This window comes from Streptomyces sp. NPDC002676 (assembly GCF_053592455.1).
In genome coordinates this window covers 253,870-280,213 of sequence record NZ_JBSFVT010000004.1, presented here as the reverse complement: position 1 = coordinate 280,213, position 26,344 = coordinate 253,870, and the positions used below count along the sequence as shown (strand labels likewise).

Here is a 26,344-nt window from a genome sequence, read left to right as displayed (position 1 = left end):
CGACCCGTCTGCCCCCCGACACGACGGATCGACAGAAACGAGAGTGCCCTGGGGCGATAAACGAACGATGAACGCATCCCTCCGCCGCCTCAGGCAATGGCGTGCGACCCGAGAAGGATGCGAACCTCCTTCGCCTCTGCGGCGTTGAGGGCCTCGAAGATCTCGAGTGCCTCCTGCCAGCAGACCTGAGCGCGGCCGGACTGGCCGATGCCGCTCAGGGCGCGGCCCAGAAGTGTGAGCGCGTTGCCGCGCCGCCAGTCTCCGCCGATGCCACGAAGCAGAGCCAGTGCCGTCTCGGCGTTGGTCGCGGCGTCGGTCGGGCGGCCGGCCGCGAGGTCGAGTTCGGCGAGACGGAAGAGGGACATGCCTTCCCACAGGCGTTGTCGGCTGTCCCTGAACACCACCAGTGCCTCCCCGAGGCGCTCGGCAGCCTCCTCGTACCGACCGCACTGGGTGAGCGCGAGTCCCAACGCATAGCGCCCGTTGGCCGCCTTGAACCCATGCCCCATGTCGTCGTACATGTCAGTGCCCTGCTCAGCCAGTGAAATGGCGCTTGCCGTCTGTCCCATGGCCAGGTGGATGCGCGAGAGGTTGCAGAGAGCGCTGGCTTCCCCGGGGCGGTCACCGCAGGCGCGGAAGCTGTCGATGGCGCGACTCAGGTGCTTCTCGCCGTCTTCGAGTCGGCCGTGGTAGAGCGCGATGATGCCCAGCATGTTGGACGCCCAGCACCTGGGAAGTGGATCTCCCGCGGCATCCGCCAGTCGCAAGGCCTCCGTGGCTCGTTCGTCGGCCAGCTCGAAACGCCCCGTCAGATGGTGGCCGTTGGCCAAGGTGACGAGGGCTCGGGCCTCGGTGCGCTGATCGGCCGCAACGCGCGCGGCGTCACGGATCGACGACCCGGTTGCCAAGTACTCCCGGGAGTTGGCGCCTGACTCCGTCAAGTCGATGGCGGCCCACAACAGGTCCACAGCTCGCCGAAGGCGGTCAGGAGACGTCGACTGACGTACACACGCCAACAGGGTCATGGCCTCCGAGTACAACCAGTCCTGGGCGCGATGCCGGTCCTCGAAGGTCAAGCCCGGGTACTCGGCAGCCTCCAGGTGATCCACCAACCGGTCCCCCGGGCGCTCGATCGCGTAGACCTGAGCTGCCGTGGCCAGATAGAAGTCCAGCAACCGCGACATCGCAGCCTCCCGCTCACTCGGCGGCTGCTCGTCCCGCTCCGCGCAAGCACGCGCGTAGAGCCGGACCAGGTCGTGGAAGCGGTAGCGGCCCGGCGCGGCCGACTCCAGGAGGGACGTGTCGACGAGGGCCTCCAGGAGGTCCTCCGTCTCCTCCGGGGGCAGGTTCAGGACCGCCGCCGCAGCAGCCAGCGACATGTCCGGGCCGTCCGCCAGGCCCAGCAGCCTGAACGCCCGCGCCTGCGCGGGCTCCAGCTGGCCGTAGCCCAGTTCGAAGGTGGCCTTGACCGCCAGGTCGCCGGCCTGGAGTTCGTCCAGCCGACGCCGCTCGTCCGCCAGCTTCGCCGCCAGGACCGACACCGTCCAGGTGCGGCGCGCCGCCAGACGGGAGGCTGCGATGCGGATCGCGAGGGGCAGGAAGCCGCATGCTGCCACCACGTCCAGCGCGGCCTCGCGCTCCGCGGTGACCCGTTCCTCGCCGACGATCTTCGTGAACAGCGACAGCGCCTCGTCGGGGGACATCACGTCCAGGTCCACCAGGTGGGCCCCGGCCAGGTCCAGCATGCGGACCCGGGACGTGACCAGGGCCGCGCAGCCCGGCGTCCCGGGCAGCAGGGGACGTACCTGTGCCGCGTCCTTCGCGTTGTCCAGCAGGACCAGTACCCGGCGGCCGTCCAGCACGGACCGGTACAGGGCCGCCCGTTCCTCCAGGGAGTCCGGGATCGCCGAGTCGGCCGTGCCCAGGGCGCGCAGGAACGAGCCGAGTACCGTCTCCGGTTCCGCCGGGCGGGGGCCCGCGCCCTGGAGGTCCACGTACAGCTGGCCGTCCGGGAAGGCCGGGCGGGCCCGGTGGGCGACGTGCACCGCCAGCGTCGTCTTGCCCACGCCGCCGATTCCGGCCAGCGCCGAGACCGCCATCACCCGGCCCTCGGCCTCCGACGCCGAGGCCAGTACGTCGCTCAGTTCGCCCACGAAGGCCGTGCGGCCGGTGAAGTCCGGGACGGACGCGGGGAGCTGGGCCGGGCGGACCGGGATCACGGACGGTTCCGCCACCGGGGCCGAGGGCTCGGCCAGGGCCGGGTCCGCCTGGAGGATGCGCTGTTGCAGTTCGCGCAGGCCCGGGCGCGGGTCCACGCCCAGCTCGTCCGCCAGGAGGCGGCGGGTGTCGGCGTAGACCGCCAGGGCCTCCGCCTGGCGTCCGCTGCGGTACAGCGCCAGCATCAGCAGCTCGCGCAGGCGCTCCCGCAGGGGGTGCGCCGCCGTCAGGGCCGTCAGCTCCGAGACCGCCTCCGCATGGCAGCCCTGCTCGAGGTCCATGTCCAGGCGGGACTCCAGCAGCACCAGGCGCCACTCCTCCAGCCTGGCCCGCTGCCCCTCCGCGTACGGGCCGGGGACCCCGGCCAGGGGTTCGCCGTCCCACAGGGACAGGGCCCGGTTCAGTACGGACCGCGCATGGCCCAGGTCGCCGGCGCCCCGCGCCTTCTCCGCCTGGGCGGCCAGGTCCTGCGCCTCCGCCAGGTCGAGGGCGCCCTCGCGCAGGCCGCGCACCGCGTAGCCGCCCGACTCGCTCACCAGGACCCCGGGGTCGAGGATCTTCCGCAGGCGGGAGGCGTACGTGCGCAGTGCCGCCAGCGCCTGTGACGGCGGCTCGGTGCCCCACAGCGCGTCGATCAGCTCCGCCGCCGTCGCCGTACGGCCCTCGCGCAGCAGCAGGGCGGCCAGCAGGGCGCGCTGCTGGGGGGAGCCCGTGCTGAGCGCCTCCTCGCCGCGCCGGGCCCGCACCGGACCGAGCACGCTGAAGCGCAGCGCCGCCGGCTCCGCAATGGTCACGGAGTCGGCGCGCCGCTGCTCCGGCACTCGCGGCCCACCGTCCATGCGTTGGCCCCCCTTAGGCACTCGAACAACTCCGCCAGTTTGCCTTGTTCCGGACGGTTGCGTCAGCCGTGCGAGACGTCGATCACAGATGGGCGCGCATCGGTCCACAAGGCCCTCACACGGTCTTTGCACCGTGGTTGCCAATGAGCGGCCGACACGACAGCTGACGGGTCGTCAGATCAGCGCTACCGTGAGCGCCATGGACACCCAGAGCGACAGCCGAGAAGCCATGGAAAGTCCGTTCCCGAAGATCATCTCCGTGGACGACCACACCGTCGAACCGGCCACCGTCTGGCAGGACCGCCTCCCGAAGAAGTACCTGGACGTGGGGCCGCGGACCGTCCGCGCCCCCCTGAAGGAGATGACCTTCCTCGGCGGGCGGTTCAAGCCCGTCATGGGCGAGCCCGGCAGCACGGACGGTCCCCTCGGCGACTGGTGGGTCTACGAGGACCTGCGCCGGCCGCTCACCCGCCTCGACACCGCCGTCGGGTACGACAGGGACGAGATCAAGCTCGAAGTCATCACCTACGAGCAGATGCGCGCCGGGTCGTACGACGTCCCCGCCCGCCTCGCCGACATGGACCTCAACCACGTCCAGTCCGCCCTCTGTTTCCCCACCTTCCCCCGCTTCTGCGGCCAGACCTTCACCGAGGCCCGGGACCGGGAGCTCGCCCTGCTCTGCGTCCGCGCCTACAACGACTGGATGGTGGAGGAGTGGTGCGGGCCCGAGGCGCGCGGGCGGCTCATACCCCTCACCCTCATCCCGCTCTGGGACGCCGAGCTGGCGGCCCGGGAGGTACGGCGGAACGCCGCGCGCGGGGTGCGGGCCGTCGCCTTCTCCGAGATACCCCCGCACCTCGGACTGCCGTCCGTCCACACCGACGACTGGGACCCCTTCCTCGCCGCCTGCGACGAGACCGGCACGGTCGTCGCGATGCACATCGGCTCCAGCAGCCGTATGCCCTCCACCTCCGCCGACGCCCCGCCCGCCGTCGGCTCCACCATCACCTTCGCCAACTGCTGCTTCTCGATGGTGGACTGGCTGATGAGCGGCAAGTTCGAGCGCTTCCCGAACCTCCGGATCATGTACGCCGAGGGGCAGATCGGGTGGATCCCGTACATCCTCGAGCGCGCGGACGTCGTGTGGGAGGAGAACCGCGGGTGGGGCGGGGTCGCCGACAAGGTGCACCGGCCGCCGTCCGAGCTGTTCGCGGACCACGTCTACGGCTGCTTCTTCGACGACGCCTTCGGGCTGAGGAACCTCGACTCCATCGGCGTCGGGAACGTCCTCTACGAGACCGACTACCCGCACTCCGACTCCACCTGGCCCAAATCCCGCCAGGTCGGCGAGGCCCAGATGGGGCATCTGGCGCCGGACGTGGTCGAGCGGATCGTGCGCGGGAACGCCATCGAGCTGCTGGGGCTGACGCCGGACGGGCTCTGGCCGGGGGCGGGAGCGGGGTCCCGGTGAGCCGCCTGGCGTACGGCATCCAGCTGCCCGTCCAGTCCGGGAGCACCCTCTACACCGAGGGCTGGGAGGCCGTCGGGACCCCCGCCGACCTGGTCGAGGTCGCCCGCGCCTGCGACCGCGCCGGGTTCGACTACGTCGCCTGCTGCGACCACGTGGCCATCCCGCGCCGGCTGGCCTCGGCGATGAGCACGGTCTGGTACGACCCCGTCGCCACACTCGCCCATCTCGCCGCCGTCACCGAGCGCGTCCGGCTGCTCAGCCATGTCGCCGTGGTCGGCCTGCGCCACCCGCTGCTCACCGCCAAGCAGTACGCCACCCTCGATCACCTCTCCGGCGGGCGGCTGGTCCTCGGGGTGGGCGCCGGGCATGTGCGGGAGGAGTTCGAGGCGCTGGGGGTCGACTTCGAGCGGCGCGGGGCCGTGCTCGACGAGGCCGTCGACGCGCTGCGGGCCGCCCTCGGGCCCGAGGAGTTTCCCGAACACCACGGCAAGTACTACGACTTCGAAGGGCTCGGGCAGCGGCCCCGGCCCGCCCAGGCGCACATCCCCCTCTGGGTCGGCGGTTCCTCACCCGCCGCCGTGCGCCGGGCCGCGCTGAAGGGCGACGGCTGGCTGCCGCAGGGGGATCCGCGCGAGCGCCTGCCCGCGCAGATCGCCACGCTCCGGCGCATGCGTGCGGAGGCCGGCATCGAGGCCCCCTTCACCGTCGGCGCCATCACCGAGCCGCTGTACGTCGGCCGGGCCGGCTGGGACGTCGGGCGGCGCACCCTCACCGGCGCGCCGGAGCAGCTCGCCGAGTCGCTGCGGGCGTACCGCGCGATGGGCGTGCACCAGATCCAGGTCCGCTTCCGCAGCCGGAGCCGGGCCGAACTCATCGACCAGATCACCGCGTTCGGGGCGGAGGTCGCGCCCCGGCTGGACTGAGGAAGAGGAGCGAGCAGACATGGGCAAGCTGGACGGGCGGGTCGTCATCATCACCGGGGCGGCCCGCGGACAGGGCGAGCAGGAGGCGCGGCTCTTCCGGCAGGAGGGCGCCCGCGTGGTCGTCGCCGATGTGCTGGACGACCTGGGGGAGGAGCTGGCCAAGGAGATAGGGACGTTGTACGTCCACCTCGACGTCGGTACGGAGGAGGGGTGGCGGGAGGCCGTCGGCACCGTCAAGCAGGCGTACGGGCGCATCGACGGGCTGGTCAACAACGCGGGCATCCTGCGCTTCAACTCCCTCGTGGACACCCCGCTGGACGAGTTCATGCAGGTCGTGCAGGTCAACCAGGTCGGCTGCTTCCTGGGCATGAAGACCGTGGCGCCGGAGCTGGCCGACGGCGGCACCATCGTCAACACCGCCTCCTACACCGCGCTCACCGGGATGGCCGCCGTGGGCACGTACGCCGCCACCAAGCACGCCGTGCTGGGGCTGACCCGGGTGGCCGCGCTGGAGCTGGCGGGCCGGCGGATCCGGGTGAACGCCATCTGCCCGGGCGCCATCGACACCGCCATGTCCAACCCGGCCCGGCTGGACCCTGACGCCGATCCGGAGGAGATGAGCCGGGCCCTGGACGAGCTGTACCGCAAACTCGTGCCGCTCGGCCGCGTCGGGCAGCCGGAGGAGGTGGCCCGGCTCGCCCTCTTTCTCACCTCGGACGACTCCTCGTACATCACCGGACAGCCCTTCGTGATCGACGGTGGCTGGCTGGCGGGGGTCAGTGTGATCTGAGGATCTGACGGGTCGTCACCTATTGACGGATCTGACGCAACGTCAGAAAGTTCGTAGCACTCGTGAGTACCTGAACCGGGGAAGGTGAACCGCCGTGGAATTCGGGCTCTTTGTACAGGGATACGTGGGCAAGCGCGCCGAGACCGACCCGCTCGCCGAGCACAAGGCGCTGATGGAGGAGACCGAGTACGTCATCCAGGCGGACAAGTCCGGGTTCAAGTACGCCTGGGCCTCCGAGCACCACTTCCTGGAGGAGTACTCCCACCTGTCCGCCAACGACGTCTTCCTGGGGTACCTGGCGCACGCGACCGAGCGCATCCACCTCGGCTCCGGGATCTTCAACCCGCTCGCCCAGGTCAACCACCCGGTGAAGGTGGCCGAGAAGGTTGCCATGCTCGACCACCTCAGCGAGGGGCGCTTCGAGTTCGGCAGCGGACGGGGCGCCGGCAGCCACGAGATCCTCGGCTTCCTGCCCGGCATCACCGACATGAACTACACCAAGGAGATCTGGGAAGAGACCATCGCCGAGTTCCCGAAGATGTGGCTCCAGGACGAGTACGTGGGCTTCCAGGGCAAGCACTGGCAGCTCCCGCCGAGGAAGATCCTGCCGAAGCCGTACGGCAGGTCGCACCCGGCGATGTGGTACGCGGCCGGGTCGCCCCCGTCGTACGCCATGGCGGCGAGGAAGGGGCTCGGCGTGCTCGGCTTCAGCATCCAGAAGGTCTCCGACATGGAGTGGGTGCTGGAGCAGTACAAGACGGCGATCGTGAACGCCGAGCCGATCGGGGACTTCGTCAACGACAACGTGATGGTGACGACGACCGCGATCTGCGCGCCGACGCACGCGGAGGCGATCGAGATCGCCGTGAACGGCGGGCTGCACTACCTGCCCTCGCTGGTGTTCCGGTACCACGACACCTTCCCCCGGCCCGAGGGCTTCCCGGTGTGGCCGGAGACGCTGCCCGAGTACACCCCCGAGTTCGTCGAACTCCTCATCGAGGAAGAGCTGCTGATCTGCGGGGACCCGGACGAGGTGCTGCGGCAGTGCAAGCGGTGGGAGCAGGCCGGGGCCGATCAGCTGAGCTTCGGGCTGCCGGTGGGGGTGCCGAAGGAGGAGACGCTGCGGACGATCCGGCTGATCGGGGAGCACGTGATTCCGAAGATCGACACGGATCCTGTGCACCGCACGTCCCGGTTCCGGGCCGCCGCGTAAGCGGCACGGCAGAAGGGAGCCCCCATGCTCGATCACCTCATCAAGGGCGCCACCGTCGTGGACGGCACAGGGGCGCCCGCGTACACCGCCGACATCGGCATACGGGACGGCCGTATCGCCGCTCTCGGCAAGGTCACGGACGAGGCCCGGACCAGCGAGGACGCGACCGGCCTCGTCCTCGCCCCGGGCTTCGTCGACCCCCACACCCACTACGACGCCCAGCTCTTCTGGGACCCGTACGCCACCCCCTCCCTCAACCACGGGGTGACGACCGTCGCCGCCGGGAACTGCGGGTTCACGCTCGCCCCGCTGCACCCCGAACGGCCCGAGGACGCCGACTACACGCGCCGCATGATGTCCAAGGTCGAGGGCATGTCGCTGGTCGCGCTGGAGGAGGGGGCGCCCTGGAGCTGGCACGGCTTCGGGGAGTATCTGGACGCCCTGGAGGGGCGGATCGCCGTCAACGCGGGCTTCATGGTGGGGCACTGCGCGCTGCGGCGGTACGCGATGGGGTCGGAGGCGGTCGGCGGGCAGCCCAGCGAGGCGCAACTGGCCGAGATGGTACGGCTGTTGCACGAGGCGATGGACGCCGGGGCCTGGGGGCTGTCCACCACCCAGTCCAGTACGCACTCGGACGGGGACGGGCAGCCCGTGGCCTCCCGGCACGCCCGGCCGGCGGAGCTGCTGGCGCTGGCGAAGGCCGTCGGCGAGCACGAGGGCACCCAGCTGGAGGCGATCGTCGCGGGCTGCCTGGACCAGTTCAGCGACGCCGAGATCGATCTGTTCGTGGAGCTGAGCGCGGCGGCCGGACGCCCCTTGAACTGGAACGTCCTGACCATCGACGCGGCCGTCCCCGAGCGCGTGCCCCGGCAACTGGTCGCGAGCGAGCGGGCGCGGAAGGCGGGCGGCAGGGTCGTCGCCCTGACCATGCCGATCCTCACGCCGATGAACATGTCCCTGGGCACCTTCTGCGCGCTGAACCTGATCCCGGGGTGGGGGCCGGTCCTGGGCCTGCCCGTGCCGGAGAGGATCGCCCGGCTGAGCGACCCGGAGGTGCGGGCGGAGCTGCTGCGGCGCGCCCGGTCGAAGGAGGCCGGCGTCTTCCGGCGGCTGGCCGACTTCGGGCGGTACGTCATCGGGGACACCTACAGCGAGGCCAACCGGGGGCTGACCGGGCGGGTGGTGCGCGACATCGCCGAGGAGCGGGGGCTGGACCCCTTCGCGTGCCTGGTCGAGATCTGCGCGGCCGACGACCTGCGTACGGTGCTGTGGCCGATGCCGAGCGACAACGACCCCGCCTCCTGGGCCCTGCGCGCCGAGACCTGGCAGCACGAGGACGTCCTGCTCGGCGGCTCCGACGCGGGCGCACACCTGGACCGGATGTGCGGGGCGCCGTACACCACCCGGTTCCTCGGGGACTGTCTGCGCGGCCGGAAGCTGGTCGGGCTCGAACAGGCGGTCAAGATGCTGACCGACGATCCGGCGCGGCTCTTCGGGCTGCGGGAGCGGGGGCGGATCAGGGAAGGCTGGCATGCCGACCTGGTCCTCTTCGACCCCGAGCGGATCGACGCGGGACCGGCCACCCTGGTGCACGATCTGCCGGGCGACAGCCCCCGGCTGGACTCCAGGGCGCTCGGGGTGCGGGCCGTGTGGGTCAACGGGGTCGAGGCGATCCGGGACGACGTGGTGCGCGGTGCCGTACCGGGGAAGGTGCTGCGGTCCGGGCGGGACACGGAGACGGTGAGCACGCGATGAGCGACGAGCAGCAGCGGCTGTTCATCGGCGGGGAGTGGGTGGAGCCGGCCTCCGGGTACTACCCGGTCTTCGACCCGGCGACCGAGGACACCGTCGGCCTGGCGCCGGAGGCCTCGCCGGAGCAGGTGCGGGAGGCGTGTGCGGCGGCCCGGGAGGCGTTCGGGGCGTGGTCGCGGAAGCGGCCGGAGGAGCGGGCGGCGGTGCTGGGCCGGGCGGCACAGATCATCCGCGACCACCTGGTGCCGTACGCCGAGCTGGCCCGGGCGGAGACCGGGGCGACGACCGGTACGGCCCGCGCGATGCAGGTCGGCGTGGCCGCGGCACGCTTCCGCCGCTACGCCACGGTCGAGCCGTCCGAGTGGCCGATCGCCCCGCAGATCAACGAGGCCGGGCCGATGAGCAGGGCGGGCGTGATGGGCGCGCTGGCCGTGCGGCAGCCGGTCGGGGTCGTCACCTGCATCACCTCCTACAACAACCCGTGGGCCAACCCGGCCGGCAAGGTCGCCCCGGCGCTGGCGATGGGCAACACGGTGGTGGTGAAACCGGCCCCGCAGGACCCCTTGTCGGTGTACCGGATGGCGGAGGCGCTGGAGGCGGCCGGGGTGCCGCCGGGGGTGGTGAACGTCGTCTCGGGGCGGGACGTGGCCGTGGGCGAGGCGGCGGTGGAGTCCGACGACGTCGACATGGTGAGCTTCACCGGCTCCACGGCCGTCGGGCGGCGCATCGCCGAGGTGTGCGGGCGGGACATGAAACGCCAGTTGATGGAGCTGGGCGGGAAGGGGGCGGCGGTCGTCCTCGACGACGCGGACCTCGCCTCGGCCGTGGCCGGGATCGGCACCACCTTCTCCTTCTACAGCGGCCAGATCTGTACGGCCCCGACCCGGGTGCTGGCCCAGCGGGGCGTGTACGACCGCGTGGTCTCGGAACTGGCCGCCTACGCAAGCCGGTTGAAGGTAGGAGATCCGCGCGAACCGGACACCGTCGTGGGCCCGGTGATCTCGGCGGAGCACCGGGCCCGGGTGGAGTCGTACGTCGAACTGGGCCGCAAGGAGGGCGCGACGGTGGTCGCGGGGGGCGAACGCCCTCCGCTGGAGCGGGGGTTCTACGTCTGTCCGACCCTCCTCGCCGACTGCACAAACGACATGCGGGTGGCCCGGGAGGAGATCTTCGGGCCGGTGGTCGCGGTGATCCCCTTCGAGGACGAGGACGAGGGAGTGGCCCTCGCCAACGACTCCGATTACGGGCTCATCGACTACGTCTGGTCCGGCGACGTGGCCAGGGCCTTCCGGGTGGCGCGCCGCCTGCGGGCCGGAGGCGTCGGCGTCAACACGGTCGGCCGCAACATGGAGGCCCCCTTCGGCGGCTTCAAGAAGAGCGGCGTCGGCCGGGACGTGGGCTCCTACGCCCTGCACGCCTACAGCGAGGTGCAGGCGATCGTGTGGCCCGGGTGACCGGCGGGCTCAAGCCGCTCAGTCGGCTCAGTTCGCTCAGTCCGTGAGGTCCACGCGCACCGTCAGCAGGTCCGCGCCCAGCGCCCAGACCGCCGCGCTGTTGAGGCGGGGCAGGGTGCGCAGGCGGGCCATGGGGTCGTCGTCGGGGAGGAGATGGGCGGTGCCGTGGTGCCAGCGGCCGGCGATGCGGACGCGCACGGACGGGTCGGCCTGGATGTTGCGGACGTACTGGGACTTGTAGCCGTACTCCGAGACGAGCCAGAAGGAGTCGCCGACCCGGCGCCCGCCCACCGGTGTCTGCCGGGGCCGGCCGGACTTCCGGCCGGTGGTCTCCAGGAGGACCTGGAAGGGCAGGCGCCGGTTCAGCGGGTTGGCGACGTGGCGCTGGAAGCGGGTCACGATGCGCTGCTTCAGGCCGGGGGTGCTGGGCATGTCCGGGGTTCTCCTGGTCTCGGTCCGCCGTGAGCGGTTTCGGTCAGCCATGAGCGGTGATGCGGGCGCGTGCTAGCCTCCCGGCGATCAAGACCGTTCGCAACAGGACTGACCGTGCGCATACCGAAATCGGCCCGCCACTCAGCGGTTTGGGCTCTCCTCCCGCTCGCCCTGACCGGCTGCGGCTTCGGCGGTGCGGGGCAGCACGAGTACGGCGTCCAGCAGCGCACCGTCGCGGTCGACGCCGGTGCCAGGTTCACCCTCAAGGTCCCGGCCAGGCCCTTCATGGGCGAGCACTGGTATCTGGCCTCCCCGCGGCCCGACGCGGGCGTCATCGAGTACCGCGGCATGCGGGAGGACATCCACGGCAGCCCCGAGGGCGTCGCCGGCGGCGGTGACGGCACGGCGTACTTCGACTTCACCGCGGTCAAGAAGGGCACGACGACGGTGAAGCTGCTGCACTGCGCGATGGGCCGGTGCGCCGACCCCACCCGGCCCGCCCCCTCGACGAGCCCCGTCCCCACGGCCACCGGCAGCCCGGACGGCACCCCCGCCTACTACCTCTACACCGTCACCGTCCGCTGACCCGCACCCCCTAGGCCCTGTCGGCAAATTCCCGCCTGCCCCGCGACGCCTGGCACGCACTCCCCCACTGCCTCAAGGGCGTGGGGGGAGCCCCAGCCGCGTTGCCGGAGCGCCCACGTGACTCCTCCCCCACGCTCGAACACGCTCGCGCGGGGGCACCCCCATCGCCGCCGCGGGGCCCGTCCTTCGGGCGGACGACGGGAATTTGACGACAGGACCTAGGCCCTGTCGGCCCAGCCCTCCAGGTCGGCGAGCCAGTTGCCGTGGAAGCCGAACGGCACCCGGGCCGGGAGGTGGACGGTGGCGACCGGGGGTGCGGCGAGATCGCCGGCGTCCAGGACGACCAGGTCGCTGCGGTCGGTGGCGGCGTCGTGCACGTACGTCAGCAGCCAGCCCGGGCCGCCCGGAGTCCGGTCGGCGGGGGCGAACGCCGCCTCCCCGGGAGTGCGGCCGGGGCCGAAGTCGTGCGTGGCCGCGGAGCCGGTGGCCAGGTCGTAGCGGACCAGCGAGGTGCCGCAGGTGATGTGCCCGTGGCCGGAGTCGAGTCCGGTGAGCCGGTCGTCCACGCGCGGGAACTCGCCCGGGCGGTCGTCGACCTGCTCCTCGCGGACCGTGCCGCGGACCGGGTCGACGGTCCACTTCCACAGCACGGCCTGCTGCGGCCGGGTGCTGCCGTCCGGGTCGCGCCGCCACATCTCGGGGTAGCGCATCACGTGCAGGACGAGCGTGCCGTCGGGCGCGTCGTGGGCGTTGAGGGTGTGGAAGACGTAGCAGGGGTCGATGGGGAACCAGCGGACCTCGCCGTAGGGGTCGTCGCGGCGCAGCACGCCGAGCCGGGCGCCGTATCCGGCGTCCCAGCTGTAGGGCATGGTTCCGCCGGACAGGGCGAGTTCGACGTCGAAGACGACCGGCAGGTCCATGAAGACGACGTGCCCGGCGGTGAGGGCGAAGTCGTGCAGCATGGTCGGGCCGGGCACCTCGATCGGCCTGCTGACCGTCAACTCGCCCTTGGCGTCGGCGCGGTGGTAGGTCAGGCGGGTGGGCTCCACCATGCCGTACCCGAAGAAGTGCAGTTCGCCGGTGGCCGGGCAGGTCTTCGGGTGGGCGGTCATCGCGGTCCGCAGCCGGCCGTCGAAGTCGTACGCGCCCGTGGTGTCGAGGTCGCAGGTCAGCTCGTAGGGCAGGGCGGTCTCGACCAGGGCGAGGGTGCGGCCGGCGTGCCGGACGACGTGGGTGTTGGCCGGGCCGGCCGTGAGGTCCCGGCGGCCCTGGGCGTCGTACATCGGCGTCCGCTCGGTGAACTGTGTGGTGCGCACCCAGCGGTTGCGGTAGGAGACGGCACGTCCGCCCTCCAGGCGGACGCCGTGGACCATGCCGTCACCGAAGAACCAGTGGCCGGAGGCGGCGTCGGCGGGGTTCGGGCCGTTGCGCAGGTACCAGCCGGACAGCTCGGGCGGGAGGGTGCCGGTCACGGGCAGGTCGTACGCGGTGAGTTCCTCGGCGACCGGCGCGTAGTTGCCCAAGAGGTGCTTCGGCGCGGTGGTCATCGGGTCGCCTGCCCGGCGGCCTGAGCCTTCGCCTGGACGTGGGCGACGTAGCGGGTGGTGAAGAGCATCGGCGCGACGAAGCCGGCGATCTGGACCAGGGTCGCGGGCGTCGAGTGGGCGTGCCCGGCGTGGTCCAGCAGGGCGAGCACGCCGGCGGTCACGGCGAAGCCGGCGGTCCAGACGGCGGTGATGATCACGTTGGTCCGGATGAACGGCTTCAGGCCCCAGTACTCGCGGGGTGTGGTCCGCTTGGCGATGCCCAGGGTGAACGGCCGGCCGATGGCCAGCGAGACACCGGCGATGACGGCGAGAGTGCCCGAGGAGAGGGCCGCGGAGTAGTCGTGCACGCCCGAGTGCGGGTCGGCGAAGGCGATGGCGGCGAGGGCCGCGAAGAAGACCGCCGAGCCGGACTCGATGATGAGCGCGTCAAAACCGGTGCCGGACTTCTTTTCCTGGGCGATGATCCCCAGTGACAGCGCCAGGGCGGCGAGCGCGCCCCATTGCCAGTCCCCCGAGGGGATGACGGCGAAGACGATCCACGGCAAGAACGAGCGCAGGTACGACATGGGGTCCCCCGTTGGTCTGGGTGTGGCTGGTCCTGGTGTGCGCCGAGTTCCTCTCTCGACATGTCAAAAGTAGAAGGTCGACTCGTGACATGTCAATCCTGGAATGTAGAGTGAGGGCATGAGCCTCAGACATGCACTGCTGGGCCTGCTCTCCGAGCGTCCCGCCAGCGGCTACGACCTGCTGAAGACGTTCGAGACCTCGCTGGCCAACGTCTGGCCCGCCACCCAGAGCCAGATCTACACCGAGCTGACCAGGCTGGCGGGCTCCGGGCTGATCGCGGTGACCGCCGAGGGGCCGCGCGGGCGCAAGGAGTATGCCCTCACCGACGAGGGCATGAGCGAGCTGCGCCACTGGCTGACCGAGACCAAGCCCCAGCGCAACGCCCGCAGCGACATCCTGCTGCGCGTCTTCTTCCTCGGTGTGCTGCGGCCCGAACAGGCGCGCGACTATCTGACCGAGCTGACCGAGATGTCCCGGGAGGGGTACGAGCAGCTGCGGCAGCTCGCCGACTCCATCGACTGGGACGACGACAACCTCTCCGTCTACGGCCGGATCGCCCTCGAATACGGCCTGCGCTTCAACGCGATGCGACAGGAATGGGCCGAGTGGGCGGCGAAGCAGATCAAGTAGCCCCGAGGAACACGGGATTCGTGAACGCGGCCAGCGCCCCCGGCACCGGCCCGGCCGCCGTTTCGTGCCTCAACTCCGCCCGTACGTAGGCGGCGTAGGAGGGGGTCGTGTGCCACTCGACCACGCCCGCGCCCGACACCGGCAGCGGGCCGCTCGTGAACAGCACCCCCTGGTCCGTCACGAAGCGGACCATGCAGCGAGGGGCGCCGGAGACCTCCAGGCGGACGGTCACCGGGGTGCCGTCGTCCGGCACCGCCAACCGTTCGCCGATTCCCGCCTGTTGGCCGGTCTCCGCGGTCACGCCGAAGTCCAGCCGCACGTACTGCGACTCGGCCACGTAGGAGCGGCCGGCGCGCAGGCCGTCCTGGATCGCCTCCCGGGTCAGATCCTCGGCGAGGACGACCGTCTGGGGCAGGCCGACCTGGTCCGGGTCGCGGTGGGCGTCGCTGTTGCCCATGGCCGGCAGCCATGCCCGCTGCCCGCGCGCGGAGGCGGCGAGCCCCGCGTCCCACGCGGCCAGGGCCAGCTCGTCGTCGGGCGTGTACGGCCCGTTCCACACCTCGACGACGTCCGCCTCCGCGAACCCGAACTTCCAGGCGCACCCGACGCACGCGCCGTACGGATGCGCCGGTACGACCAGGCCCCCGGCGCGGCGGATCTCCCGCGCGAAGTGGCCCCAGCGGCCGTCCCGGGCGCGGTAGCGCCAGTCGACGAAGGTCCCGGGGTCGGTCCCGAGGGCCAGCGCATGGCCGTTGCGCGTTGTGACCTCCTCGCCGAGCAGGACGAGCAGGTCCTCGCCCGCCACGTCGGCCCAATGGGCGTGCGAGGACGTCGTGTTGTGCTCCGAGCTGTTGATGAAGTCCAGCCCGGCCGCACGGGCCAGCGCGGCGATCTCGGCCGGGGTGCGGCGACCGTCGGAGTGCCAGGAGTGCAGATGGCAGTCCCCCCGGTACCAGTCCCGCCCCCGGCCCGCCGCCCGCGCGGGCGGATACACCGGGCGGGGGGTCTCGCCGGGCTCCCCTTCGGTGAGCGTGACGGTCAGTTCGTACGACAGGCCCTGCGGGGCGACGGTGTAGGGGCCGAGCGCGATGTGCCAGGTGCCGGGGGTGAGCGGGCCGGGCAGATAGCCGGGCGTCGCATCGTCGGCCCGCACGAAGAACTCGGTCCGGGCGCTCCCCGACCAGCCCCTGAACCCCGCTTCGACGCCGCGCTCGTCGAAGAGCCCGATGTCGAGGGCGTTGCCGGGGGTGCCGGGCGGTACGGCGGGCTTGTCGTAGCTGTACGAGACCCGCAACTCGGTGATGCCTGGTGGTACTTCCACGGGTACGTAGACATAGTCCGGTGAACCTGGAGCGAGAGTGCCGCGCAAGGTCGTCACACCTCCAAGGTAGGTACCGAAAAGGGGCGGGTACAGATAGCCCATGCGTATCGCCGTCACAATCTTCCTCACCGACGAGACCGTCACCCCCACCCGGCTCGCCCAGGAACTGGAATCGCGCGGCTTCGCGGGGCTGTACCTGCCCGAACACACCCACATCCCCGTGGAGCGGAGCACCCCGTACCCGGCCGGCGGCGAGTTGCCGCGCGAGTACGGCCGTACCCTCGACCCGTTCATCGTGCTCGGACAGGCGGCGGCCGTGACCGAGCGGCTGGGCCTCGGTACCGGGATCACACTCGTGGCCCAGCACGACCCGATCGACCTCGCCAAGCAGGCCGCGACCCTCGACCACCTCTCCGGCGGTCGCCTCACCCTCGGCGTCGGCTTCGGCTGGAACGCCGAGGAGGCCGCCGACCACGGCGTGGAGTGGCGCACCCGAAGGGAGCTGGTCCGCGACCGGATGGGCCTGATGCGGGCGCTGTGGTCCGAGGAACCGACCGGCTACGAGGGCCGGTTCGGGAGCGTACGGCCGAGCTTCGCGTTCCCCAAGCCGGTGCGCAAGCCGCGCGGAGGGGTCGTCGGCCCGCGCATCCTGGTCGGCGGCTCCGCCGGGCCCGGGCTGTTCGCGCACATCGCCGAGTACGCCGACGGCTGGCTGCCGATCGGCGGACGCGGGCTGACCGAGTCGCTGCCCGTACTGCGCTCGGTGTGGGCGGACGCCGGCCGAGACCCGGCCGCCCTCCAGTGCGTGCCGTACGCCGTCCACCCCACCCCCGGCAAGCTCGCGCACTACGCCGAGTTGGGCATCGAGGAGGTCGTGGTCCAGCTGCCGCCGGAGGGGGAGAGGGAGGTGCTGCGGGCGCTGGACGAGTACGCGGGCATGCTCTGACTCCTCATCCTCGACCGGCCGTCCTCCGGCTCCTCAACCCTGATCATCGCGAACGTATCCTCGAAGGATGACGACTTCCGCGACCTCCGGAACCGGCCCCACCGAGAACTCCATGCGTCGCGCCCTCAAACGCGCCCGGGACGGCGTCGCCCTCGACGTCGCCGAGACAGCGGTACTTCTCCAGGCCCGCGGCGAGGCCCTCACCGACCTCGCCGCGTCGGCCGCCCGGGTACGGGACGCGGGTCTCGAAGAGGCGGGCCGCCCCGGTGTCATCACGTACTCGAAGAGCGTCTTCATCCCCCTGACCCGGCTGTGCCGGGACAAGTGCCACTACTGCACGTTCGTCACCGTCCCCGGCAAGCTGCGCCGGGCGGGCCACGGGATGTTCATGTCCCCGGACGAGGTGCTGGACATCGCCCGCAAGGGCGCCGCGCTCGGCTGCAAGGAAGCCCTGATCACCCTCGGCGACAAGCCCGAGGACCGCTGGCCGGAGGCGCGCGAGTGGCTCGACGCGCACGGCTACGACGACACGATCGCCTACGTCCGCGCCGTCTCCATCCGCATCCTGGAGGAGACGGGCCTCCTGCCCCACCTCAACCCCGGCGTCATGAGCTGGACGGACTTCCAGCGGCTCAAGCCCGTCGCCCCGTCGATGGGCATGATGCTGGAGACCACCGCCACCCGGCTCTGGTCCGAGCCCGGCGGCCCGCACTACGGCTCCCCGGACAAGGAACCGGCCGTACGCCTGCGCGTCCTGGAGGACGCGGGCCGCTCCTCGGTCCCCTTCACCTCCGGCCTGCTGATCGGCATCGGCGAGACGTACGAGGAGCGCGCGGAGTCCCTCTTCGCGCTCCGCAAGGTCTCGCGGGCCTACCACGGCATCCAGGAGCTGATCATCCAGAACTTCCGCGCCAAGCCGGACACGGCGATGCGCGGCATGCCGGACGCCGAACTGGACGACCTGGTCGCCACGGTGGCCGTCGCCCGGCACATCATGGGCCCGTCCGCCTGTCTCCAGGCCCCGCCGAACCTGGTCGACAGCGAGTACGAGCGGCTGATCGGCGCCGGCATCGACGACTGGGGCGGGGTCTCCCCGCTGACCATCGACCACGTCAACCCCGAGCGCCCCTGGCCGCAGATCGAGGAGCTGGCGCAGAAGTCGGCGGCGGCGGGCTTCGAGCTGCGTGAACGTCTCTGCGTCTACCCGGAGTTCGTCCGCCGCGGCGAGCCCTGGCTGGACCCGCGGCTGCGCCCGCACGTGAGCGCGCTGGCCGACCCGGAGACGGGCCTGGCCCTCCCGGACGCGGTGGTCGAGGGCCACCCGTGGCAGGAGCCGGAGGAGGCGTTCACCCCGTCCGGCCGTACGGACCTGCACCGCACGATCGACACCGAGGGCCGCACCGCCGACCGCCGCGACGACTTCGACGAGGTCTACGGCGACTGGGAGGCGCTGCGCGAGGCGGCGGCCCCCGGCATGGCACCGGAGCGCATCGACACGGACGTACGCCAGGCCCTGCGCACGGCGGCCGACGACCCGACCCGCCTGACGGACGCCGAGGCCCTCGCCCTGCTGCACGCGGACGGCCCGGCGCTGGACGCCCTGTGCCAGGTGGCGGACGACGTGCGCCGGTCGGTGGTGGGCGACGACGTGACGTACATCGTCACCCGCAACATCAACTTCACGAACGTCTGCTACACCGGCTGCCGCTTCTGCGCCTTCGCGCAGCGCCGGACGGACGCGGACGCGTACACGCTGTCGCTGGAGCAGGTCGCGGACCGGGCCCAGCAGGCCTGGGACGTGGGCGCGGTCGAGGTGTGCATGCAGGGCGGCATCCACCCGGACCTGCCCGGGACGGCGTATTTCGACATCGCCAAGGCGGTGAAGGGGCGGGTGCCCGGGATGCACGTCCACGCGTTCTCGCCCATGGAGGTGGTGAACGGCGCGACCCGCACCGGCATGTCGATCCGCGAGTGGCTGACGGCCGCGAAGGAGGCCGGCCTCGACACGATCCCCGGCACGGCGGCGGAGATCCTCGACGACGAGGTCCGCTGGGTCCTGACCAAGGGCAAGCTGCCCACGGCCACCTGGATCGAGGTGGTCACGACGGCCCATGAGCTGGGCATCCGCTCGTCCTCCACGATGATGTACGGCCATGTCGACCAGCCCCGCCACTGGCTGGGCCACCTGCGCACGCTGGCGCGCATCCAGCGGGAGACGGGCGGCTTCACGGAGTTCGTGACCCTCCCCTTCATCCACACGAACGCGCCGGTGTACCTGGCGGGCATCTCCCGCCCGGGCCCGACGACGAGGGACAACCGGGCGGTCACGGCGATGGCCCGCCTCCTCCTCCACCCCTGGATCCCGAACATCCAGACAAGTTGGGTCAAACTGGGCGCGGAGGGTGCGGCGGAGATGCTCCGCTCGGGCGCGAACGACCTGGGCGGAACCCTCATGGAGGAAACGATCTCCCGCATGGCGGGCTCGTCCTACGGCTCGTACAAGTCGGTCCGTGACCTGGTGGCGGTCGCGGAGGCGGCCGGCCGCCCGGCGAAGCCGCGTACGACCCTGTACGGCGAGGTCTCCGAGGAGCGGCAGCGGGCGGCGGAGGCCTCCGACGGACACCTGCCGGAGCTGCTGCCGGTCCTGGACTGAGGGTCTGGACCGAGCGGGGACTGAGTACGATGATCCGACCCCGGTGCTGAGACGGGGGACCCGTAGCGGAGGAGATGCGTACCCGTGGCTGCCCGACTGCCCTCGTGGGCCTGGGTCTCCGGACTGACGGTCGGAGCGACCGCCGCCGTCATCGCCCTGGCCGTACAGGCGGACCACGGGCCGCATCCCACGGCCTCTAAGTCCGTGAAGTCCCGACCGTCGGCGTCTGCGGGTGCGCACGGGCCCGCCAAGCCGGGGCCGTCGGCGACGCCTGCGCTGCCGGACGGGTCGGGCACGGGCCGCCGGATCGTGTACTCGCTCGGCGAGAAGCGGGTGTGGCTGGTGGACGCGACCGGCAACGCGAGCCGGACGTTCACGGTGTGGCCGGGCACGGTGGGACCGCAGCCCGGCCGCTACTCGGTCACCCTGCGCACCCAGTCCCTCAAGGGCTCGGACGGGGTCCAGATCGAGCACATCGTGTACTTCACCAAGGCGTCGGGCGTGAACATAGCCTTCTCCAACGCCCTCGACGGCGCCTCGCCGCCGCCCACGAACGGGAAGAAGCTGGGCGGCATCCGTATGCACAAGGAGGACGGCGCCGCCCTGTGGGCCTTCGGCGATCAGGGCACGAGGGTGACGGTCGTCAAATAGCGTCGCCCTGCCGGGTGGGCAGCTGGTTGACGATCAACGCGACCCCGCTGAGCAGGAACACCCGGGTCGCCGCGTCCAGCCCGTTCCAGGTCTTCGACTGCCACATCGAGAACCACTCACCGCCGATGGCGATGAACCCGGCGCCGAAGAGCAGGAGCAGCATCAGCAGCCCGTAGGTGGACCAGCGCCGGGCCTGGTCGCTGTCCCGCCGCGCCCAGAGATACGTCCCCCAGATCAGGACCAGGGCAGCCACCGACTCCCACACGATGATCGCGACGTACGCGGTGTCCTGAAGTCCCTTACTGGTGATCGCCCGCCACATCAGGTCGTCGTCCTTGAACGTGGTGTCCATGGCGAGCACATGCCGTACGAACTGCTGGTTGGTGCCGAAGTCGGTGATGTTCCCGAGTGCGACGAGGGTGATGTAGAGGGCGAGGATGCCCGTGAGCACACCGGCGGCGAGACGGAGGCCGCTCTGACGTGTGGAGGTGACAGTGGTGCGTGTGGGGGTGGTGGTCATGGCGGGATTCTCCCCTGGCAGGAGCCGCCAATTCCCGTTTGCATTGCGCCAGATCGCGGCTGGCTGGAGTTACTCGGTGTCCTTGGGATGGCGGGTAGCCGCGTACACGAGATGGACGGTACGGCGTGCCTCGTCGACGAGGTACCGCACGCGACCGCCTGCCGTCACCTCGTACTCCCATTGGAATACTCCTGGCCGCCGAGATGCCCCGTGGCCAGACGGCCGCGCAGCCGGTGCTGACGGTCTGGATCTGCGTGGGACAGAGGGGCACGGCGCAGTGCCTCGAAGCAGCGCCGTGTGTTCCCCGGCGCCTCTGCGCCCAGCTCACCCCATCCTTTCGCTGCCTCGTTCGTTGCGAATCGGAGGCGCCATTCCTCGCCCACCGGAGGTGGGGCGACGTCGTCGCCGCGCTTTGGGCTCACGGCGCGGTCACCTCGCCGTGATCCTCGTCCGGCAGCCGTCGGGTGAGCTGTCTGGTGAGTTCGGGGTCGGCGAGGATACGTGCTGTCGCCCGCCACTCCACGACGACTCGGTGGAGATTGCCGTGGACGTCCAACTGGGCCGCGTCGTACGTGGCGTCGATGAGCTCGGCCACGAACTGCTTCTGCTCGTCGGCCGACAAATGACGGACCCATGGGAAGACCGAGGGCAGTGCGCGCACTATTGCCCGCTCACCGGCGTCGCTGCGGACGAGGGCGGCGAGAAGGCGGGCCGTGATGTCCGCCGTCTCCTCGCGCTGCTGGTCATGGCGTGCCGTCGTCAGGTAGAGGTCCTCGCCGTCCCGACGCGTGATGTGCACACGCTGAGCCCGGTCGAGCGTCTCGGCGACACGCTTCGAATTCTTCGACAGCTCGGAGAAGGCGACCGTGGGAGTGGACATGGTTCGACGGTACTTCGGAACGTATTCCGAAGTCAATCGATCGGTGGCTGTCCGGGTGCTCAAGCCTCTGCCAGACTTCAGACGGACCGGCTATGGGGGTGGGGCGGATGGCGCAGGCAAGGCCATCGATGCAGGAGCTGATCGGGCGGCGGAGGCGGGCCGGCTTCGTCGGCCGTCGTGACGAACGGGCGGCGTTCCGGGAGAACCTGGATCTCCCGCCCGAGGATGAACGCCACCGCTTCCTCTTCCACGTCCACGGCAACGCCGGTGTCGGAAAGACGTTCCTGGTGCGCGAGTTGGAGCAGGTCGCGCGGGAGCGGGGGGCGCTGACGGCGTACGTCGACGAGGGCGTGGGGAGTGTGCCGGAGGCGATGGCGGCTATCAGTCGCGAATTCCTGCGGCAGGGCCGGGAGTTCAAGAAGCTCGACAAAGCGTTGGGCATGTACCGGCAACGGCGGCACGAGGCCGAGGTGGTGCTGGCCGGGCTGGAGCCGGAGTCGGATTCGGAGCCGGAGAGTCCCTCGGCGGTGACTGCGACGGCCGTACGGGCGGGGCTGGCCGGCCTTGGTCTGCTCCCGGGAGCCGGTCCCTTCGTGGGTGCGGTCGACGCGGCGCAACTGGCCCAGTACGCCGACAGGTTGCGGCGAGGCCTCAGTGCCCGGTTCGGCAGCCAGGAGGACGTGCAGCTGGTGCTGTCGCCCGAGCGGGAGCTGACCCCCAGACTGCTCGACGAGCTGGCCGCCGTGGCGGCCTCCGTGCCGTGGGTCGTCCTGTTCTTCGACACGTACGAAAGGACGGGGCCGTTCGCCGACAGCTGGCTGCACGAGCTGATGACGACCGACCGGCACGGGGCGCTGCCCGCCAATGTCGTCGTGGTCACGGCCGGCCAGCGGCCCTTCGACACCGCCCGCTGGGGCGGCTTCGCGGACTTCATGACGGACCTGCCGCTGGGGCCTTTCACGGAGGCGGAGGCCCGGGGACTGCTCGCGGACCGGGGGGTCCAAGACGAGTCGGTCGTCGAGGAGGTCCTGCGGCTGACCGGCGGGCTGCCGGTGCTCGTCTCCACCCTCGCGGAGGCGCGGCCCGCCGATCCGGACGACGTGGGGGATCCGAGCGCGGACGCCGTGGAGCGGTTCCTGAAGTGGGAGCGGGATCCGGTGCGGCGGGGCGTGGCGCTGGCCTGTGCGCTGCCCCGGCGGCTCGACGTGGACGTGTTCCGGGCCGTGGTGGAGTGCGACGAGACGGAACTCGACGCACTCTACGGGTGGTTGAGGCGGCTGCCGTTCGTCGACGGGCGCGGTGACGGTGTGCGGTACCACGATGTCGTACGGGCCCCGATGCTGCGGCTCCAGCGGGCACGCTCCCCCCGGGGCTGGGGCGAGGTGCAGCGGCGGCTGGCGGGGGTGTTCGGGCAGTGGCGGAGTGAACTCGAAGGGGCCCGGGACACCGAGGAGTTGTGGGCGGAGGAGGAATGGCGGGAGCTTCGGCTGGCCGAGTCGTACCACCGGCTGTGCGCGGGGGACCGGGACGCGTTGCCTTCGGCGCTGCGGGAGTTCGTCCACGCCTGCGTCGCCGGTGACGCCACGGCCCAGCGGTGGGCGCGGGCCCTCGTGGACGCGGGCGAGGATGCCGACCTGGGGTCGGTGGCCCGCTGGGGAACCGACCTGACGCAGGCCCTGGAGAACGGCGGAGTGGCCGCCGCACTCGCCCGGCTGCTGCACCGGGCGGCGCTGGATGACCCGGAACGGGCGCTCGCCCACGTGGCACGGGGCAACGCACTGCGGCGCGGCGGGGCGTACGACGAGGCGCTCGCCGCGTTCGAGCGGGCCATCGCGCTGGACCCCGAGCTGGCCGGGATCTATCGTGGCCGGGCGCTGACCCACGGCGAACTGGGCGACTACGAGTCCGCACTCGCGGACATCGAACAGGCCGTGGCGCTCGCCCCGGACGACCCCTGGAGCCACGCGGTGCGCGGCGAGTACCACCGCATGCTGCGCAACCAGGACGAGGCGATCCAGCACCTGGACGAGGCGATCCGGCTCGACCCGACCAGCGACTTCGCCTGGGCCTCCCGAGGCGCCACCTGCCTCGCCCGCGGCGAACTCGACAGGGCCCTCGACGACCTGAACCACGCCCTGGAACTCAACCCGGACTACGCGTGGGCGCTCGCCCGCCGGGCCCGCGTATGGCGCGCCCGCGGTGAGCCCGCCCGTCGGCTCGCCGACCTCGACCGTGCCCTCGCCCTCCATCCGGACTGGGCCTGGGGCCGCTGCGAACGCGGCGACGCGCTCCGCGTGGCCGGCCGCGACGAGGAGGCCCTCGCCGACTACGACCGCGCGCTCGCCCTCGACCCCGAGTACGCGTCGGCGTACGCGAGCCGGGGGGTGTCCCGGTTCAACCTCGGCCGTCACACGGAGGCGCTGGCCGACCTCGACCGCGCCGTCCAGCTCAAGCCGGACTACCCCTGGGCACAGTGCCGACGGGGAATCGTCCTCCTCGAGCTGGGCTCCCACGACGCCGCCCTGGCCGCGCTGGAAACGGCGAAGACCCTGTCACCGAACGACGAATGGATTCTCACGTGGCACAGCAGGGCGCTGGAGGCACTGGGCGATGTCCCTCGATCATGAGCGGTGCCAGTTGAGTCAGCTGGTCACCCGGTTCGCACTCGCCAACGCGGTCCCTGCCGGTCGGCCCGCGCAGTCCCTCCCCACGACGGTCCCGGTCCGCATGCTGGTCAGGGTGGACCGGGCAGGCGTTTGCGGTGCTAAAGTCCCGTCCATGCAGCGCACCACCACCCTCGCCATGATGCGAATGATGCCCCGAATGTCGGAGGCGCTTCGCTAGCGAAGCCGTGTGCGCGCAGGACGCGACGGACCCTCCGGCAACGGGGGGTCCTTTTTGTTGTCCCCGTTGCCTCCCGCGCTCCTTCCCCACCCCCAGTCGTCCCCGTGGCTGCCGCGTGCGGCCGACTCCATCCGCAGGAGAACCTCGTCATGACCCACCCCCCGGTCATCTCGCTCACCGATTGCGCCGACCCCAACGCGGTGGCCCGACAGTCGGCCAGGATCGCCGCCCTCTTCGGGGCCACGCCGAGTGTCCTTCCGCTGACCGGGCCGGACCCGGAGGGCGTCGCCGCGCTCACGCTGCTCGACCTGCTGCGCGCCACCGATCTCGTCGGCGGGCCGACGCACCCGGTCGTGGTGCTGGTCAATATCGCGCCGCGGGACGGCTCCTGGCCCAACGGGGCGCCGTTCTGCTACTTCCGCCACAAGCAGCACCTGGTGATCAGCACGTTGAATCCCCGGGTCCTCGCGCCCCTGTCGACCTACCTGGAGCTGACGGAGGTTCAGGTCACCGACGTGCGCGAGGTGGTGGAGGCGGCAGCCGCCCAGTGGGCCGAGCTGTCGCCGGCCGAGGCCGAGGAGATCGGACGGACCCAGTTCCGCAGCCTCTGGTACGTGCCGCTGCTGGCCCGCTGGCTGGTGGACGGTCGCCCGGTCCCCGCGCAGTCGCACGTCGTGGGCGGGCCCGACCAGCGGGCGGTGGACGCCGAGGCGGCCGACGCGGTGCGGGTCGCCGTGGTGGACAACTTCGGCAACTGCAAGCTGGACCGCCCCGTTGCCGCCATCCCCGGCCACCGGGCGGCGGCTGGTCTGTCCGTCCACAGCGCCCGTGACGGCCGCCGGGTCCAGGTGCGCTGTTACGACCGGCTGCCCGATGTGCCGTACGGCGAGCCGGGCATCACCACCGGAAGTTCGGGCCTGGGATTCGCCGAACTCGTGGTGCGGGGCGGTTCAGCAGCCGAACTGTTCGGCCTGCGCGAGGGCGACCGGGTCCTCCATCCCACCAGCTGACGCGTTGTCGCGGCGTCTCGAACGACGGCCGCCTCGATTGACACCGCACCGCACCGCCCGGAATGCTGAAGCGCATGTCCGGAATCCTCCGCCTGGTGCGCCGTCGCCACGTTGACCACGTGCGTTGCGCCGCCGATCTGTGTCGCTGAGCGCACTGCCCCCGGTTTTTCTTTCGCACCGTCCGTTCCGGACAGCATTTCCAAAGGAACCGCCATGTCCCTTTTCCGTACGTCCCTCGCCGCCTCGCTGGGCGCCGTCGTGGTGCTGGCAGCCGCAGCCTGCGCGCCCCAGCCCCAGCCCCAGAGCAAGGCCACGGCCACCGCGACGGCCTCCGGCAACTGCGCGACCAGCCCGAGCCTCCACCGGCAGGGGCAGCTGACCGTCGCCACCGACTCCCCGGCCTACACGCCGTGGTTCGACAACAACGACCCGTCCGACGGCAAGGGCTTCGAAAGTGCCGTGGCCTACGCGGTGGCCGGCAAGCTCGGCTTCAGCCGGAGCCAGGTGAAGTGGGTGGTCGAACCGTTCGACAACTCCTACGCCCCGGGACCGAAGAACTTCGACTTCGACATCAACCAGATCTCCAAGACCCCGGAGCGGGCGAAGGCGGTGGACTTCTCCACCAGCTACTACACGGCCAACCAGGCCGTCCTCGTACTGAAGAAGTCCAAGTACGCGGGCGCCACCTCACTGGCCGCGCTCAAGGACGCCAAGATCGGCGTGCAGGTTGCCACCACCAGCTACCAGGCGGTGCTCGACGAGATAAAGCCCGGCCACCAGCCGAGCGTCTTCAACACCACCAACGACGAGGTCCACGCCCTGGAGAACGGCCAGATCGACGCGCTCGTCACCGACCTGCCGACGGTGTTCTACCTGGCCGGCGCACAGGTGCAGGGCGGCAAGATCCTGGGCCAGTTCAATTACGACCATGGCACGCCGGAGCAGTTCGGCCTGCTGCTGGGCAAGGGCAGCGGGCTGACCCCCTGCGTCAACCAGGCGCTCGCCGCGCTCAAGGCCGACGGCACGCTGGGCAAGATCACCTCCAAGTGGCTGTCGGCCTCGGCCAACGCCCCCGAGCTCAAGCCGTAACGGGTCGCAC

21 protein-coding genes are annotated in these 26,344 nt (G+C 71.4%); 14 read left to right on the top strand and 7 right to left on the bottom strand.

Going from position 1 to position 26,344, the window contains the following annotated elements:
- Positions 1-89: 89 nt before the first annotated feature.
- The gene (locus ACWD3E_RS14560; RefSeq protein ID WP_451387881.1) at positions 90-3,056 is read right to left on the bottom strand and encodes an AfsR/SARP family transcriptional regulator; all 2,967 of its coding nucleotides are present in this window, start codon (positions 3,054-3,056) and stop codon (positions 90-92) included.
- 199 nt (positions 3,057-3,255) lie between these two features.
- Between ACWD3E_RS14560 and ACWD3E_RS14555 the strand changes: the two genes are divergently transcribed.
- The 6 genes from ACWD3E_RS14555 (at position 3,256) to ACWD3E_RS14530 (ending at position 10,659) form a co-directional block, all read left to right on the top strand.
- Positions 3,256-4,527 carry an amidohydrolase family protein gene (locus ACWD3E_RS14555; RefSeq protein ID WP_451387880.1) on the top strand — a complete coding sequence of 424 codons (1,272 nt, stop codon included), beginning with the start codon at positions 3,256-3,258 and terminating at the stop codon, positions 4,525-4,527.
- A gap of 5 nt (positions 4,528-4,532) precedes the next feature.
- Positions 4,533-5,450: an LLM class F420-dependent oxidoreductase gene (locus ACWD3E_RS14550; protein WP_451388148.1), complete on the top strand. Its 918-nt coding sequence runs from the start codon at positions 4,533-4,535 to the stop codon at positions 5,448-5,450.
- Between the two features lie 19 nt (positions 5,451-5,469).
- Entirely contained in the window at positions 5,470-6,240 is a 771-nt protein-coding gene (locus ACWD3E_RS14545) for an SDR family NAD(P)-dependent oxidoreductase (RefSeq protein WP_451387879.1), read from the top strand.
- Between the two features lie 94 nt (positions 6,241-6,334).
- Positions 6,335-7,453, top strand: coding sequence for an LLM class flavin-dependent oxidoreductase (locus ACWD3E_RS14540; protein ID WP_451387878.1), 1,119 nt, complete (start codon positions 6,335-6,337; stop codon positions 7,451-7,453).
- A 24-nt stretch (positions 7,454-7,477) separates the two neighbouring features.
- Positions 7,478-9,208, top strand: coding sequence for an N-acyl-D-amino-acid deacylase family protein (locus tag ACWD3E_RS14535; RefSeq protein WP_451387877.1), 1,731 nt, complete (start codon positions 7,478-7,480; stop codon positions 9,206-9,208).
- The gene (locus tag ACWD3E_RS14530) at positions 9,205-10,659 is read left to right on the top strand and encodes an aldehyde dehydrogenase family protein (RefSeq protein ID WP_451387876.1); all 1,455 of its coding nucleotides are present in this window, start codon (positions 9,205-9,207) and stop codon (positions 10,657-10,659) included. Before ACWD3E_RS14535 ends, ACWD3E_RS14530 begins: the two co-directional genes overlap by 4 nt.
- Before the next feature lie 36 nt (positions 10,660-10,695).
- On the opposite strand, the gene ACWD3E_RS14525 is transcribed toward ACWD3E_RS14530, so the two are convergent.
- Entirely contained in the window at positions 10,696-11,091 is a 396-nt protein-coding gene (locus ACWD3E_RS14525; protein WP_451350685.1) for a nitroreductase/quinone reductase family protein, read from the bottom strand.
- 114 nt (positions 11,092-11,205) lie between these two features.
- Between ACWD3E_RS14525 and ACWD3E_RS14520 the strand changes: the two genes are divergently transcribed.
- Positions 11,206-11,676 (top strand): protease inhibitor I42 family protein, encoded by a 471-nt coding sequence (locus ACWD3E_RS14520; protein ID WP_451387875.1) that lies wholly within the window; start codon positions 11,206-11,208, stop codon positions 11,674-11,676.
- 218 nt (positions 11,677-11,894) lie between these two features.
- Here ACWD3E_RS14520 and ACWD3E_RS14515 read toward each other — a convergent pair whose 3' ends face one another.
- Positions 11,895-13,223 (bottom strand): carotenoid oxygenase family protein, encoded by a 1,329-nt coding sequence (locus tag ACWD3E_RS14515; RefSeq protein WP_451387874.1) that lies wholly within the window; start codon positions 13,221-13,223, stop codon positions 11,895-11,897.
- Positions 13,220-13,789 carry a hypothetical protein gene (locus tag ACWD3E_RS14510; RefSeq protein ID WP_451387873.1) on the bottom strand — a complete coding sequence of 190 codons (570 nt, stop codon included), beginning with the start codon at positions 13,787-13,789 and terminating at the stop codon, positions 13,220-13,222. Before ACWD3E_RS14510 ends, ACWD3E_RS14515 begins: the two co-directional genes overlap by 4 nt.
- A 118-nt stretch (positions 13,790-13,907) precedes the next feature.
- Here ACWD3E_RS14510 and ACWD3E_RS14505 point away from each other — a divergent pair, with 118 nt between their 5' ends.
- On the top strand, positions 13,908-14,420 hold the full coding sequence (locus ACWD3E_RS14505; protein ID WP_451387872.1) for a PadR family transcriptional regulator: 513 nt from the start codon (positions 13,908-13,910) through the stop codon (positions 14,418-14,420).
- Here ACWD3E_RS14505 and ACWD3E_RS14500 read toward each other — a convergent pair.
- Positions 14,413-15,798 (bottom strand): CehA/McbA family metallohydrolase, encoded by a 1,386-nt coding sequence (locus ACWD3E_RS14500; protein ID WP_451387871.1) that lies wholly within the window; start codon positions 15,796-15,798, stop codon positions 14,413-14,415. The genes ACWD3E_RS14505 and ACWD3E_RS14500 overlap by 8 nt on opposite strands.
- Positions 15,799-15,841: 43 nt before the next feature.
- Here ACWD3E_RS14500 and ACWD3E_RS14495 point away from each other — a divergent pair, with 43 nt between their 5' ends.
- The 3 genes from ACWD3E_RS14495 (at position 15,842) to ACWD3E_RS14485 (ending at position 19,991) form a co-directional block, all read left to right on the top strand.
- Complete coding sequence (locus ACWD3E_RS14495; protein ID WP_451387870.1) at positions 15,842-16,687, top strand: LLM class F420-dependent oxidoreductase; 846 nt, start codon at positions 15,842-15,844, stop codon at positions 16,685-16,687.
- Positions 16,688-16,754: 67 nt separating this feature from the next.
- Positions 16,755-19,340, top strand: coding sequence for a bifunctional FO biosynthesis protein CofGH (locus tag ACWD3E_RS14490; protein ID WP_451387869.1), 2,586 nt, complete (start codon positions 16,755-16,757; stop codon positions 19,338-19,340).
- A gap of 84 nt (positions 19,341-19,424) precedes the next feature.
- Positions 19,425-19,991, top strand: a complete 567-nt coding sequence (locus tag ACWD3E_RS14485) for a hypothetical protein (protein ID WP_451387868.1) — start codon at positions 19,425-19,427, stop codon at positions 19,989-19,991.
- Here ACWD3E_RS14485 and ACWD3E_RS14480 read toward each other — a convergent pair.
- Together ACWD3E_RS14480 and ACWD3E_RS14475 are read right to left on the bottom strand one after the other, a co-directional pair.
- Entirely contained in the window at positions 19,984-20,511 is a 528-nt protein-coding gene (locus ACWD3E_RS14480) for a DUF2165 domain-containing protein (protein WP_451387867.1), read from the bottom strand. The genes ACWD3E_RS14485 and ACWD3E_RS14480 overlap by 8 nt on opposite strands.
- A 418-nt stretch (positions 20,512-20,929) precedes the next feature.
- A complete protein-coding gene (locus tag ACWD3E_RS14475; protein WP_451387866.1) occupies positions 20,930-21,391 on the bottom strand; it encodes a prevent-host-death family protein in 462 nt (153 codons plus the stop codon).
- Positions 21,392-21,519: 128 nt separating this feature from the next.
- Here ACWD3E_RS14475 and ACWD3E_RS14470 point away from each other — a divergent pair, with 128 nt between their 5' ends.
- From ACWD3E_RS14470 to ACWD3E_RS14460, 3 genes are all read left to right on the top strand, one after another.
- On the top strand, positions 21,520-24,018 hold the full coding sequence (locus ACWD3E_RS14470) for a tetratricopeptide repeat protein (RefSeq protein ID WP_451387865.1): 2,499 nt from the start codon (positions 21,520-21,522) through the stop codon (positions 24,016-24,018).
- Positions 24,019-24,384: 366 nt separating this feature from the next.
- Positions 24,385-25,245, top strand: a complete 861-nt coding sequence (locus ACWD3E_RS14465) for an SAM hydroxide adenosyltransferase (RefSeq protein WP_451387864.1) — start codon at positions 24,385-24,387, stop codon at positions 25,243-25,245.
- Between the two features lie 213 nt (positions 25,246-25,458).
- Positions 25,459-26,334 (top strand): ABC transporter substrate-binding protein, encoded by an 876-nt coding sequence (locus tag ACWD3E_RS14460; RefSeq protein ID WP_451387863.1) that lies wholly within the window; start codon positions 25,459-25,461, stop codon positions 26,332-26,334.
- Positions 26,335-26,344 lie beyond the last annotated feature (10 nt).